General features: G+C 59.7%; 11 protein-coding genes and 1 pseudogene. 9 read left to right on the top strand and 3 right to left on the bottom strand.

All coding sequences use genetic code 11. The features are described from left to right. Nucleotides 1-2 precede the first annotated feature (2 nt). From ACR1XY_RS14310 to ACR1XY_RS14295, 4 genes are all read left to right on the top strand, one after another. Complete coding sequence (locus ACR1XY_RS14310; RefSeq protein ID WP_480594288.1) at nucleotides 3-953, top strand: ABC transporter substrate-binding protein; 951 nt, start codon at nucleotides 3-5, stop codon at nucleotides 951-953. A gap of 77 nt (nucleotides 954-1,030) precedes the next feature. Further along, on the top strand, nucleotides 1,031-2,068 hold the full coding sequence (locus ACR1XY_RS14305) for a quaternary amine ABC transporter ATP-binding protein (protein ID WP_480594286.1): 1,038 nt from the start codon (nucleotides 1,031-1,033) through the stop codon (nucleotides 2,066-2,068). After that, nucleotides 2,061-3,650 carry an ABC transporter permease gene (locus ACR1XY_RS14300; protein ID WP_480594284.1) on the top strand — a complete coding sequence of 530 codons (1,590 nt, stop codon included), beginning with the start codon at nucleotides 2,061-2,063 and terminating at the stop codon, nucleotides 3,648-3,650. The genes ACR1XY_RS14305 and ACR1XY_RS14300 overlap by 8 nt, the downstream gene beginning before the upstream one ends. A gap of 54 nt (nucleotides 3,651-3,704) precedes the next feature. Further along, complete coding sequence (locus ACR1XY_RS14295) at nucleotides 3,705-4,679, top strand: arginase family protein (protein WP_480594282.1); 975 nt, start codon at nucleotides 3,705-3,707, stop codon at nucleotides 4,677-4,679. Here the strand turns inward: ACR1XY_RS14295 and ACR1XY_RS14290 are convergent. Beyond that, nucleotides 4,676-5,644 (bottom strand): agmatinase, encoded by a 969-nt coding sequence (locus ACR1XY_RS14290; protein ID WP_480594279.1) that lies wholly within the window; start codon nucleotides 5,642-5,644, stop codon nucleotides 4,676-4,678. The genes ACR1XY_RS14295 and ACR1XY_RS14290 overlap by 4 nt on opposite strands. Before the next feature lie 70 nt (nucleotides 5,645-5,714). After that, complete coding sequence (locus ACR1XY_RS14285) at nucleotides 5,715-7,235, bottom strand: trimethylamine methyltransferase family protein (RefSeq protein ID WP_480594277.1); 1,521 nt, start codon at nucleotides 7,233-7,235, stop codon at nucleotides 5,715-5,717. Between the two features lie 183 nt (nucleotides 7,236-7,418). Here ACR1XY_RS14285 and ACR1XY_RS14280 point away from each other — a divergent pair, with 183 nt between their 5' ends. Further along, nucleotides 7,419-9,854 (top strand): GcvT family protein, encoded by a 2,436-nt coding sequence (locus ACR1XY_RS14280; RefSeq protein WP_480594275.1) that lies wholly within the window; start codon nucleotides 7,419-7,421, stop codon nucleotides 9,852-9,854. 81 nt (nucleotides 9,855-9,935) lie between these two features. Next, complete coding sequence (locus ACR1XY_RS14275; protein ID WP_480594272.1) at nucleotides 9,936-10,907, top strand: LysR family transcriptional regulator; 972 nt, start codon at nucleotides 9,936-9,938, stop codon at nucleotides 10,905-10,907. Here ACR1XY_RS14275 and ACR1XY_RS14270 read toward each other — a convergent pair. Continuing rightward, nucleotides 10,904-11,929: a LacI family DNA-binding transcriptional regulator gene (locus ACR1XY_RS14270; RefSeq protein WP_480594270.1), complete on the bottom strand. Its 1,026-nt coding sequence runs from the start codon at nucleotides 11,927-11,929 to the stop codon at nucleotides 10,904-10,906. The genes ACR1XY_RS14275 and ACR1XY_RS14270 overlap by 4 nt on opposite strands. 153 nt (nucleotides 11,930-12,082) lie before the next feature. Between ACR1XY_RS14270 and hisD the strand changes: the two genes are divergently transcribed. The 3 genes and pseudogenes from hisD to ACR1XY_RS14255 all read left to right on the top strand — a co-directional run. Next, a complete protein-coding gene (hisD, locus tag ACR1XY_RS14265) occupies nucleotides 12,083-13,390 on the top strand; it encodes a histidinol dehydrogenase (protein ID WP_480594268.1) in 1,308 nt (435 codons plus the stop codon). Between the two features lie 182 nt (nucleotides 13,391-13,572). Then, nucleotides 13,573-13,983 carry a universal stress protein gene (locus ACR1XY_RS14260; RefSeq protein ID WP_480594266.1) on the top strand — a complete coding sequence of 137 codons (411 nt, stop codon included), beginning with the start codon at nucleotides 13,573-13,575 and terminating at the stop codon, nucleotides 13,981-13,983. Between the two features lie 48 nt (nucleotides 13,984-14,031). After that, a pseudogene (locus tag ACR1XY_RS14255) lies at nucleotides 14,032-14,168 on the top strand (sulfopyruvate decarboxylase subunit alpha); the annotation flags it as partial.

The following is a 14,168-nucleotide window of genomic DNA, read 5'->3' as shown; positions in this document are numbered from 1 at the left end:
AGATGAAAAAACTTGCAACACTTTTAGGAGGCGCATCGATGGCGGTCGCCGGACCAGCGATGGCTGCGGATATTGTGATCGGTGTGCCGAACTGGCCATCGGTGAATGCCACGGCGCATATTCTGAAGGTGGCGATCGAACAGAACTTGGGTCTTGATGTTGAGCTGCAGAACGGAACCAACCCGATCGTGTTCGAGGCGATGGATTCCGGTGCGATGCATGTTCACCCCGAGGTCTGGATGCCGAACCAGCAGAACCTGCACGATACCTACGTCACTGATAAAGGCACCGTTGCATTCAACCCAAATGGAGTTGAAGCGTTCCAGGGAATGTGCGTCGACAAAGCAACTGCGGACGCCCACGATATTCGTTCGATCGACGATTTGACCAACCCTGACGTTGCCGCATTGTTTGACAGTAATGGCGATGGGCAAGGCGAAGTCTGGATCGGTGCGCCTGGATGGGCTTCGACCAATGTCGAGAAAATCAGGGCCAAATCCTATGGCTATGACCAAGTCATGGAACTGACTGAAATCGACGAAACCGTGGCCTATGCCAACCTCGACAACGCGATCAAGGCAGGGGATCCGTGGGTCGGATTCTGTTATACACCGCACTACGTGTTTGCCTTGCATGACATGCAGATTCTGGAAGAACCAGCCTATGACGCGTCCAAGTGGAATGTGCTGCAGCCCACCGACGATCCGGACTGGCTTGAGAAATCTGACGCCGGTGTGGCCTGGGATCTGGCTTATCTGCACTTGCACTATGCAAAATCCCTCGAGGATGAGTTCCCCGAAGTTGCCCAGTTGCTGGCCAACATGAAGCTGGACACCGATACGGTCTCTGCCATGACCTATGCTCTGGTGATCGAGGGTAAAGAGCCCGCAGCCTATGCCGAGGAATGGGTGGCTGCCAACGAAGATGCCGTTCTGGGCTGGATGTCTCAGTGATTGATACCAACCGGAACTGAAAACCGGGCAGGCCGTTGGACACGTCCGGCGGCCTGTTTTGCATCAAAGGGACAAGTATGACCGAAACAGTCGTAAAACTGACGGATGTGTGGAAGATCTTCGGCGCGCGCGCCGAAGAAGCCATGGAAGCCGTGCGGAACGAAGGCATTGGAAAGCCCGAAGTTCTGGAAAGATTCAATTGCGTCGTAGGTGTACAAGGGGCCACCTTTGACGTGCCGCGGGGCGAGATTTTCTGCATCATGGGCCTGTCGGGTTCGGGGAAGTCGACGCTGGTGCGGCACGTGAACCGGCTGATTGAGCCGACCTCGGGCAAGATCGAAATTCTGGGACACGATGTGTCCAAGATATCCGAGACGGAACTGCGCCGCATCCGAGCGCAGCAGATCGGGATGGTATTTCAGCACATGGCGCTGATGCCGCACCGCTCGGTGCGTGACAACGTGGCCTATCCGCTGGAAATTCGCAAAGTGTCCAAATCCAAACGCTGGGCGGTTTCGGATCACGCGCTGGGTCTGGTGGACCTGACCGGTTACGAAGACCGCTTGCCCAAGGAACTGTCGGGCGGGATGCAGCAGCGGGTGGGGATCGCCCGCGCGCTGGCCTCGGACCCTGAAATCCTGCTGATGGACGAGCCGTTCTCGGCCCTTGATCCTCTGATCCGCCTGCAACTGCAGGATCAGTTCAAGGCGCTGGTGGCGCAGTTGCAGAAGACGACGCTGTTCATCACCCACGATCTGGACGAGGCCATTCGTATCGGTCACCGCATCGCCATCATGAAAGACGGGGTGATCGTGCAGATTGGCACGCCGGAAGACATCGTGATGAACCCGGCGGACGATTATGTGCGCGAGTTTGTGCAGGGCATTTCGAAACTGAAACTGGTCAAGGCGCATTCGATTATGGAGCCGATGGGCAGCTACTCTGGCCCGCTCGACGGCGCGCCGCGCGCGGATGAGGGCGCGGATTTGGATCAACTGATCGATCTGGCCGTGAATACCGAGATGCCGGTCGTCATCACCGATGCGGGCAGTGACGTCGGCATTGTGACCAAGCCGCGTCTGCTGCGCGGAATTCAGGGGGGCAAAAATGACTGATGCAGCAATGGAAATGAAAGTCACGGCCGCCTCCGATATCGAGGTTGACCGCGAGGCACTGGACCAATCCATTCACGAATTTGCCGGTCCGAATGGTGACTACTACGTCACCGCGTTCCACAAGATCCACGATGCCACCAGCGCATTGCCCAACACGTTCAATATCTGGGCGGCGGTGCTGGGGCCGTTCTGGTCCGCCTCGCGGGCCATCTGGGGGATGTTCTGGACTTTCCTGATCCTGGAAATCATCGCCTGGGTCCAGATCGGGCGTGGGGCCTGGGGCAATCCCGGCGCTGACCTGGCCGAACGCGCCGAACGCCAGCAGACCCGGGCCAATGAATTGTTGGAACGCGCAGCAGCCGCAACCGAACAGGCCGACATAGACCGGTTCAACCGGCTGGCCGAGAATATCCAGAAGGCGGCGGACAGCAGTCTGGCGCAAGCGCAGGCGGCTCAGGCCGAGGCGTCGGGGATCCTGATCACCGGACTTCTGATGCTGCTCGTGTTCAAACTGGCTCAGGGGTTCTACGCGGACCGGGTTTATGAAAAACAGTATTCGAAATGGCGGACCGATCCGACCAGCACCGAAAGCGGCCGATCCACGCGCAATACGGTTCTGGGTGCTGTTCTGGTCGCCGCGATTGCGCCGCTGATCATCTATAAGTTCACGGTGAATGCGTCGCTGGCGATGCTGGACGCCTTTCCGGAAGATGAGGTCTCCGCTCTGATACTAGGCGAGGGCGAGGGCACTATCTTCTCGAATCTGGCCAGTTGGATGGAGGCGCAAATCGACGCCGCCGCCGCCGCCGGGGGTGATGTCTTCGACGGGATTGTCGCTGGTGTCCGCTCGGTTCTGGATGCGTTGACTATTGCGCTGATCGGGTCTCCGTGGCCAGTTGTGATGCTGGTTATCTGCGTGACCGCATGGCGTGCGGCAGGGCCGCGCGTGGCGATCTTCACAGCGTCTTCGTTGGCCTATATTGCCTTGCTGGGTTACTGGGATGTGGCGATGGAGACGGTGGCTCTGGTCGGCGCGGCGGTGTTGCTGTGCGTGGTTTTCGGCATCCCGTTGGGTATCTGGTTCGGCAAGTCCCAACGTGCATATCGCGCGGCGGAACCGGTGCTGGACCTGATGCAGACGCTTCCGGCCTTCGTATACCTGATCCCGATCATTGCCTTCTTTGGCACCGGCAACCCACCGGGTATTCTGGCGACGATCATCTTTGGCATGCCGCCGGTGATCCGTCTGACCGCGCTTGGGATGCGCGGGGTGCCGGAGAGTATCAAAGAGGCGGCAGTCGCCTTTGGTGCATCCAAGTGGCAATTGTTGAAGGATGTGGAAATACCGCTGGCCTTGCCGTCGATCATGACCGGGGTGAACCAGACCATCCTGATGTGCCTGTCGATGGTGGTGATCATCTCGCTGATCGGCGGCGGAGGTCTGGGCAAGGAAATCCTAGAGGCGCTGCAATACGCCGCCAAGGGGCCGGGCCTGCTGGGTGGCTTTGCCATCCTCTTCTGCGCGATGGTCATTGACCGGATCGTGCAGGGAGCCTTCCGGCGAGAAGACGAAAAAATCTGAACATATCCGCCCCCGGTTGCCGCCGGGGGCGTTTTTCTTTGACCGGGTAAGACAATGACCGATCGTTATGAACAGTCCATGATGGACAATCTCTATTGGTGGGGCGTGCCCACCTTGTTTCGCTGTCCAAACGAAGGCCCCGAGGGGCAGGACATCGCGCTGGTGGGCGTGCCACATTCCACCGGCAACGGCACGACTGAGCGGGATCAGCATCTGGGTCCGCGTGCCCTGCGTCACGTCTCGGCGGTCCAACGCCGGGTGCATTCGGTGTTCGAGATCGACCCGTGGAACAGTGCGAAAATTGCCGATGTGGGCGACGTGCCGTTTCCGCGTGCGAACGACAATGAAGATTGCATCGAGCGCATCACGGCCTTTTTTAAGGACATCGACGCGGCAGGGGCGCGGCCGGTGTCTGTCGGTGGTGATCATTCGATCACCGGTGGGATCGTGCAGGCGCTGGGCAACGGCAAGCTGGCGGGCGGAGAGCCAGTCAGCTTTCTGCATCTGGACGCGCATACAGATGTGTTCACCAAAGTTGATCACTTTCTGGGCGCCAAGAAATCAGCGGCCCATTGGGGGGCATATCTGGCAGATCAGGGTCAGGTCGATCCGACGCGGTCGATGCAGATCGGGCTGCGGGGCCATCCGCGCAGTCTGGACTGGCTGCAGCCCTCCTATGACTATGGCTACAATATCGTCACCATGCGCGAATTCCGTCAGCGCGGGCTGGAGGATGTGGTGGCACAGACCCGCGAGGTATTGGGCGACCGTCCGGTCTATATCACGTTCGATCTGGACTGCCTCGACCCCACGGTTGCGCCCGCCGTGTCGAATCTGGAGCCAGGTGAGAAAGGGTTCGATATCGACGAGGCGGTCGGCATTCTGCGTGCCGCACGGGGCCTGAATATCGTGGGTGGGGATGTCGTCTGCATGATGCCCACCAAAGACAACCCCAACAACATTACTGCCCTGACAGCGGCGGCGGTGATGTTCGAGATGATCTCGATGATCGCCGAAAACGTCAGTTAGCGCCGCGCATCCACTGCCTGCGCCAACACGCAGAGCAGTTCGAACATCAAAGAGATGCCCAGCCAAGCCGTGCCGCCCTCGGGATCGAAGGGCGGTGCAACCTCGACCAGATCGGCGCCGACCAGATTGACGCCCGCCATCTGGCGAATGACCTGTTGCGCCTGAAAACTGTTTGGCCCGCCAATCTCGGGCGTGCCGGTGCCGGGGGCATAGGTCGGGTCCACAAAGTCGATGTCATAGGTGCAATAGGTGGGCGCGGTACCCACGATGCTGCGCACTTCGGCCATGACGTCGTTGATGCCGCGGTCAAACAGCTCCTCAATGCGAATGATGCGGATACCCTGCGCCTCGCCCCATTCGATGTCATCGGTGTTGTAGGCGGTGCCGCGAATACCAACCTGAACAAAGCGTTTGGGGTCGACCAGCCCTTCTTCGACCGCGCGGCGGAAGGGGGTGCCGTGGGTGAATTTGTGGCCCCCGAAATATGTGTCGAACAGATCGGTATGGCTGTCGAACTGGATCAGGCCAAGCGGGCCGGACTTGGCCATCGCACGCAGAACGGGCAGGGTGGTAAGGTGGTCGCCGCCGGCAGTCAGGGGGGTGATGCCGCGCGCTGTCAGGTCAGCGTAGAAGCTGGTCACCCGGTCCAGCGTATCCTGGATATCCACCGGGTTCGGCGCGACATCGCCCAGATCGGCGCAATTGACCAGCGAGAATGGCGCAACCCCGGTCACCGGGTTCATTGCGCGGATCATCGTCGAATAGTCCCGCAACTGACGCGGTCCGTGCCGGGCACCGGGGCGGTTGGTGGTGCCGCCATCCCACGGTATTCCGACCAGACCCAGCTCAACCTCGGCAATGCGTTCGTGATCCAGCGTCAGGCTGGGCAGGCGCATGAAGGTGGGGATACCAGCAAACCGGGCCAGTTCCATCGCCGAGACCGGTTGAAAAAACGGATTGGTCATGTGGTTCCCCCTTGTTGGTTCTGGCGCGAGCCTAGCGGCAGATCTGTGACTTGGGAATGGGCCGATGCGCTCAGATCAGAATGCGAAAGCGTTTGCGGATTTCTGCGTCCTGCGCGTCACTCAGGTATTGTGGGTGATGGGTGGCCAGAACCTCTTTGACCTTTGCACGCGCAGCGGACCATGCGTCGGTTGCGCCTCCCTCCTCCCACGTGCGCGGCTCATTCCGGTCGGCGAGGGATGGGTAGAAGTAATCCCGCTCCATCGCCTCATAGGTATGGGTGCTGCCAAGAAAGTGACCGTCGCCCAGAACCGACTGGCAGATCGCATCGAAGCCTAGGTTCTCCTCGGTCACCTCGATCCCTCGCAGGGCCCGATAAGTGTGAGAGTGCATTTCATCGTCCAGAACAAACGCTTCGAAACTGGCCCCCAGCAGAGATGCCGTCATGCCCGAGCTTTCATAGATCAGGTTGCCCCCGGCCAACGCGGCGGCCAGAGAAGTTATCCCCTTTTCGGCCCCGTATTGCGCATCGATAGCTTTGGCGTCGGTCATTGACGCCGCCACGCCAGAAGGCAGCGCCAGCCAGTTGGTAAGCTGCGCTGAGGCGGCGTTCAGAATGGCGGTCTCACCGCTGCCCCCGGCGAAGGAGCCGGTGCGCAGGTCCACGATCAGGGGCCAGTTGGAGAACACCATCGGAAAACCGGGCTGGATCGCGTTGACCATCACAAGGCTGGCCAGCGTTTCGGCCAGAGATTGCGCCAGAAATCCAGCCAGGGTCGCTGGGGCAGTGGCCCCGGCCTGCGCGGCGGTGATGCAGGACATGGGAATGTTGTGGGCAACGCATTCATAGACCACGTCCACCGCATCCTCTCCATAGCGCAGCGGAGAAATCACCGGGCTGATATGGGCCTTCAAAAAGGGCCGCTTGGCGAATTCGCCCGGCCCACCGGCCACGATGTCCAGCATCTCGACAATCGGAGCGACGTTTTCAGCCAGCGTGAACGATGTGGCCACCGGTTTGGTCGTGTTGCGCACCAGCGCATAAGCCGTGTTGATGTCCAGATCGCGCACATCGGGTACATCGGTCGCCACGCAGCAGCGGGTAAACCAGCTGACATTAGCCAGAGTGTCCTGCAACCGGGTGAAGTCATGCAGATCGATCAGCGTCGAGGGGCGATAGAGCCCGCTGTCGATATCCAATGTCTGTACGGCGGCGCCTCCGGTACCGAAGTATACGCGGTCTCCACCCACCTGAATGGAGCGTGTTTCGTCCCGGCCGTGGAAGGTGAATGTCTTGGCGGCGGAATTGACCAACCGCTCCACCATTTTGCGCGGAAAGACCAGCCGATCCTGTTCTCCCGGCTGCGCACCAGCGGCTAGCAGATCAACGGCCAGCCGGTCCGGCACGTTGCCCATGCCCAGCGTCTCTAGCAGGCGCAGTGCGGTGTCGTAGATTTGCTCAAGCTCAGCTGGTTTCAGTGGTTTGAACGCGCCTCCTTTTTGACCGGGCGGGCAGGGATCAAAAACAGGCTTGGCCGCGCGCTGAGCGTGCCGTGCCCGCCGACCGCTTCGTTTGCCACCTTCCGAGGACATCCCTATCCTTTCCCGCTATTCCTCCGGGCACACTAAGCGGCAACTCTGCCCCGTCGCAAAGGGGAACTGCGAATATCAGAATCCTCAATCGCAGTTTCGATTTTTCAATACAGTCACTGGCCCTATTGTCGGCCCGGTCCATTCTTCCGCAAAACTTGTCCCGGACCAGAGGGAGCAGAGCCAATGAAGTCGCGCACCAAAGTTGTTGTGATCGGGGGCGGGATCGCCGGTTGTTCGACACTTTATCACCTGACGCAGGAGGGGTGGACGGATGTGGTTCTGGTGGAACGCAACGAACTGACCTCGGGCACGACATGGCATTCTGCGGCGCAGGTGACGAATTTCGGCATGAACCAGACGATGGTGGGCCTGAAATCGCACTCGATCCAACTGTACAAGGAACTGGCCGAGGACCCGGATTATCCGATCAACTACCACCACGGGGACGGTGGCATCCGTCTGGCCAATACCGAGGCGCAGATGCAGGGTTATCGCCATTTCACGTCGATGGCGCGCGGGATGGATGTGCATTTCGAGGTGATCGACGCCGAAGAATGCGCCCGCCGCCACCCGCTGATCTCGACCGAGAACCTGATTGGCGGTTTGTGGGATCCGATGGATGGCGACATCGACCCGGCGCAGCTGTGTCAGGCGCTGGCGCGGCGCGCGCGCAAGGCGGGGGCCGAGGTTTATCGCAACACGCCGGTTGTCGGTTTGACCCAGCACGGCGACGACACCTGGACGGTCCATACCGAACATGGCGATATCGATTGTGACATCGTGGTCAACGCCTGCGGCTATCGGGTGAACGAGGTCGGCGCGATGATGGGGGTGCATCACCCTGTCTCGTCCATGGAGCACCAGTATTTTCTTACCGAAGAGATCCCTGCCATCCGGGATGCGGGTCACAGGATGCCCCTGCTGCGGTGCCCAATCAGTGACTACTATTGCAGACAGGAAAAGAACGGGCTGCTGTTGGGGTTCTACGAACAGAACTGCAAAACTTGGGGCATGGACGGGATCGATCCGAACTTCGTCAATGCCCTGTGCCCAGACGATCTGGACCGGGTGACCGATGTATTGGAGGGCGCATTTGCCCGTATGCCGGCGTTGATGGAGGTAGGCGTTCACACGGTTGTCAACGGCCCGATCACCTACACGATCGACGGTGCGCCCTTGGTCGGGCCGATCCCGGGCAAGCGCAACGCGTTCTGCATCATCGGCCTGCGCGCTGGGTTGGGTGAGGGCGGCGGCCACGGCTGGCTGCTGGCCCAGCAGATTGTGCATGGCGAAGCATGTTACGACACGTGGTGTCTGGACCCGCGCCGGTTCACTGGTCATGCGAATGTGGAACTGACGGCGCTGAAAGCCATCGAAGACTATCAAAACGAGTTCCGCTTTCACTTTCCGCACGAACACCGCCCCGCCGGGCGGCCGGCCAAGACGACGCCTCTGACTCCGGTGTTGGCAGCTGAAGGGGCGGAATTCACCGTGGTCAATGGTTGGGAGAGGGTGGAGTATATCAAGCCTACCCCCGATTTCTCGCCGTCTCTCAGTTTCGGTTTTGACGAAACATTTGATCTGGTCGCAGCTGAGGTGGCCAACGTGCAGAACGGCGTCGGGCTGGCCGAGGTGAACGGGTTCAACCGGATTGAGATCACAGGCGCGGACCGGCACGCTTTTCTGGATAGGATGTTTTGCGGCACCGTCACCCGACGCGATGGCCGGGTTGGGCTGGGCTACTTGCTAAACCATCAGGGCATGGTCAAGGCTGAGGCGACCGTCGCCAACCTGCCCGCCAGCGACCGGGGGCCGGACCGCCTGTGGTACGGATCCGCCGCCGCAAGTGAGTTTCACGACATGGATTGGTTGACCCAACACCTGCGCGCCGATGAAGACGTGCAATTGCGCAGCCTGACCAACGACCAGACCATTCTGGTGCTGGCTGGCCCCAAGGCGCGCGATGTCCTGTCCGCCAGCGCACGCGGTGACTGGTCCGCAGCGGCATTTCCGTGGCTCAGCGTGCGGGAGTGTTTCGTCGGGATTGCTCCGGTGACGGTGATGGGCGTCAGTTTCTCAGGTGAACTGGCTTATGAAATCCATGTCCCCAACGCGTCGCTCTATGCGGCTTATCTGGCGTTGCGGCAGGCCGGAGAGGCTCATGGGCTGAGACTCTTCGGCGCGCGGGCAGTGGAATCCATGCGAATGGAGAAGAGCTTCCTGCATTGGAAGGCCGATCTGATCACCGAATTCGACCCCTTCGAAACCGGCCTCGACCGTTTCGTGAAGCCGGACAAGCGAGATTTCACAGGGCGGGACGCCTTGTTGAAACGGCAGGCCGAGGGGCCGCGTAAAACTCTGGTCGTCTTGCACATTCACGCCACCCGACAACCCGCTCATCCCGGGGCATCTTTGATGCTGGGCTCGCAGGTTGTCGGCACGATCACCTCGGGTGATTGGGGGTATCGCACAGGGCTGAATCTTGCGCATGGCTTCGTGCGACCCGATCTGGCAGATATCGGAACTGAGATGGAGTTAGACTCCTGTGGTCAGCGCGTGCGTGCGACAGTTATCCCGCCATCACCTTATGATCCGGGTTTTGAGCGCATGAGAGCGTGACCGCTCGGCCAACTTCACCATTGCCGTTTGTGTGAATCTTTGCTTGGTTTGTTTCGAAGAAATCGAAACAACGGGTGTCCAGTGTCCAAATCTCTGAGCCTTCGCTGGCTGGAAGTCTTCCGTCTGGTTGCCAAATCGGGGTCGATCCAGCAGGTCGCTTCGGAAACGGGGCTGTCGATCAGCACCGTCTCGAACCACTTGCGCAGCCTCGAAGGCGCGCTGGGCGTTGATCTGGTCGATCATGGGCGGCGTCCGATGGGGCTGACCCCTGCGGGCGAGGTGTTCGCGCGATATGTCCGCGACGGGCTCACGGTGCTGAAACGGGGAGAGGCCGAAATCCGCTCCGGCAACTGGAAGCACGCAACGGATCTGCGGTTGGCCTTGATTGACGATTTCGACAACCAGATCGCCCCGGACCTGTTCCGCTTTTTGGCACAGGCTCTGCCGCGTTGCAGCTTTCGCCACTACACGCGCCCCAGTCACGAGATCATCAACAATCTGCAAGAGCATAAGTTGGATGCCGGGGTTGCCACCCAGCCCTCGGAGCGGACCGAGGGGTTGATCGAATACCCGCTGATGCGCGACCCGTTTATCGTAATTCTGCCCAACACGTTCAGCGGAGAACCCGAAGACCTGCTAAAACCCGATGCGGAATTGCCCTTGCTGCGCTATTCGCGGGACTACATGATCGGCAAGCAGATTGAAATTCAACTAACCCGCAGCAAATACAATCTGCCGAACCGGTTTGAAATGGAGTGCAACCACTCGATCATCGGTCTTGTCGCCGAGGGCAGCGGTTGGGCGATCACGACGGCCGCCTGTTTCCACCGCGCACAAAGGTTCCACGACAACGTTCGGGCGCTGCCGTTTCCGGGGCGCAACTTCGTACGCACCGTGTCCCTTTTCACGACCGAAGTGTATCCCGAGACGACCTCGAAGCTGATCCAGAAAGTGATGGTAAAGCTGATCCGGCAGCATTTCACCGATCCGATGTGTGGGGCCCATTCCTGGTTAAAGGACGATTTCCGCACCATGGAGGCCGAGGCTGCCTAGGCGCTGGCCGGCGGTCCGAGGGATTGACGCTCGACGATATGGGTCACTAGCCGCGTGCCAGTGCCTGGGGCCTGGTTTTCCAGCATATCAACCAGAGCCGACGCGGCCCGTTGACCCATTTCGCGGTGCGGTACATGCACCGTCGTCAGCGCGGGGGTGGCGACCCGGGCCAGCTCGATATCGTCGAACCCGGTGACAGAAACATCCTTGGGCACATTTAATCCCATCTCACGCGCCCGATGCAGTGCGCCGACGGCCAGAACGTCGTTGCCGCACAGGATTGCCGTAGGCGGGGCGTTCTGTGACATCAGTTCGGTAAAGGCATCGGCACCGTTTTCGATCTGGTAGGGTGTTTCAACGATCGCTAAACCTGACGGGGAAATCCCGTTCTGCCGGACCGCGTCCTTTATACCTTCAATCCGAAGACGCGCCCGATCATTGCCAGCGGTGATGCCGGAAATCACTCCGATCCGTTGGTGGCCCAGCCCGATCACGCGGTTCGTCAGCTCGGCCATGGCTGCGCGATTGTCAAACCCGACCGAAGCAACCTGTGCATCCGCCAGAAAGGACCACGCGATCATTACCGGGATGTCGCGGAGCGCAAGATCTTTGTAAACCCGCGGATTGCGGTCATGCCCGATCAATAGCAACCCGTCCGCACCGCGCGCGACCAGCGTCCGGATTTGCTCTTCTTCAAGGTCGGGATCGTAGGCCGAACTTGATACCAGCAGTGTGTAACCGCGTGTGTGCAGTTCTTCCTGAAAAGCCTGTAGGCCGCGCGCGAAAATAGCGTTCTCCATGGTGGGAATGATCGCACCGATCGTCCGGGTTCGCTTGGCTACCATCACCCGCGCGGCAAAGTTCGGCGTGTATCCCAGCTTGTCCACCGCTGACAGAACGCGCTGACGCGTTGCCTCTACCACCCGGTCGGGATCATTCATGCAGCGCGACACGGTCGCTGTTGAAACGCCCGCCAGTTTGGCGACATCGTCCAATGTGGGCGCGGATCGAAGTTTAGGCATTTTCAAACCTGAGATTTGCTTTTGCCAATAAGCTTAAACTCAAGCACGGCTTAAGAAAAGTAGATGTGTAAGCGCTTGCATCTTTGATGTAAGGGCTTACAAATCCGGTAAGCCGAATCCGGAAGAAAGACCCGTGAATAGGACCAGCTGAGCATGCCTCGTGACTATTTGAAAAAAGCCATCTTGACAGCGCAATCCCATGCCTCCGAGGTGAATGATACGGTCAGGACCATCCTTGCTGATATTGAGGCTGGCGGTGATGCCAAGGCGCTGGAATACGCAGCCAGATTCGACAAGTTCGACGGCAATGTCTTGATGACGCAGGCCGAGATTGACGCTGCTATCGCACGGGTTCCGGAAAGACTGAAGGCCGATATCCGCTTTGCCCACGACAATGTGCGCCGCTTTGCTGAAACGCAGAAGGCAACCGTGGCCGATGTGCAGACAGAGATCGTTCCGGGGTTCGTCGCCGGTCAAAAGGCGATCCCGGTGGATGCGGCGGGCTGCTATGTGCCCGGAGGGCGCTATAGCCATACCGCCAGCGCGATCATGACCGTTACCACGGCCAAGGTCGCCGGATGCCGCCATATCACCGCCTGTTCTCCGCCGCGCCCAGGCGAGGGCGTTGCGCCAGCGATTGTCTATGCCGCGCATATCTGTGGGGCAGACAGTATTCTGGCCATGGGCGGTGTGCAGGGCGTGGCCGCGATGACCTATGGCCTGTTCGGCCTGCCGCGGGCCAATATCCTTGTGGGCCCGGGCAACCAGTTCGTGGCCGAGGCCAAGCGGATTCTCTATGGCAAAGTCGGCATCGACATGATCGCGGGTCCTACCGACAGCTTGATCCTTGCTGACAGCAGCGCCGACGCGCATGTGGTGGCCACCGATTTGGTCAGCCAGGCCGAGCATGGGTACAACTCGCCCGTCTGGCTGGTAACCGATGACCGGGATCTGGCGCAGGAGGTGATGACGCTGGTGCCGAAGCTTATAGACGATCTGCCCACCCTGAACCGCGAAAATGCGGCCGCCGCATGGCGCGACTATGCCGAGGTCATCGTCTGTTCGGATCGTGAGGAAATGGCCGCCTGTTCGGACGAATACGCCCCCGAACATTTGACCGTCCAGGCCGAGGACCTGGATTGGTGGCTGGACCGGCTGACCTGTTATGGGTCGTTGTTTCTGGGTGAAGAGACCACTGTGTCTTATGGCGACAAGGCCACCGGCACCAACCACGTTTTGCCGACCTCGGGGGCGGCCAGCTATACTGGAGGGTTGAGCGTCCACAAGTACATGAAGATCGTCACCTGGCAACGTGCCACGCGGGAAGGATCGAAGCCTGTCGCTGTCGCCACTGCCCGAATTTCCAGGCTTGAGGGGATGGAAGGCCATGCCCGCGCTGCGGATGTGCGTTTGGCCAAGTATTTCCCTGACGAACAGTTTGACCTACACGCGGATGGATGAACATCGGATACCCTTCAATCTGACTGCGCGGGGGCCTCAGGGCAGGAGTCTTGTCGCAAAACCTTGCAGAAAACCACCTTTTTCGGCACCGTACACAAATACGGCCGAAGTTTTCCGGCAGACCGCGTGGGTCTTATTGGCGGCCGTCTGTGGGCTCTGGTCCAACAGAAACGGAGGGTTTCATGTATAAGAAAATTCTGGTTCCAATGGCGCTGGACCACGGCATTTCGCAGCACACGCTGGAAGTGGCACGGGCGCTTTCGGCAAAAGGCAGCGAAATTGTTGCGCTGCATGTTTACGAGATGCCGCAGGGCTCGGTCAGTGCCTATCTGGACAAGGACGCAGTTGCCGATGGATTCCGCGCGGCGGCCAGTTTGTTGCGCGAAAAGACCGAGGAACTGGAGGGTATCCAGCCCGAGATCGTCAAGGGCCATACTGCCCGGACCATCATCGACTATGCCAATAGCAATGACTTTGACTGCATCGTTATCGGCTCACACAAGCCGGGGCTCAGCGACTATTTCCTGGGCTCGACCGCATCGCGTGTGGTTCGCCATGCCGGGTGCGCCGTGCATGTGCATCGCAGAATATGAACCCAAAATCGCGCCCTAGGTACCTCAAGCAGGACGAACAGACCAGATATGAACATAGACAAAAAGATTACGGATGATCTGGTCGCAAACGATATCTCGTTTGTCACCACCGTGCCCTGCAAACAGCTGGCCGGGGTGATCGAGGAGATTGACCAACGCGACGACATCTTTCACATCCCCTCGAA

The organism is Ruegeria sp. AD11(2025) (assembly GCF_056542405.1).
The sequence above is the reverse complement of the archived record's forward strand: the minus strand, read 5'-3'. Positions and strand labels throughout refer to the sequence as shown.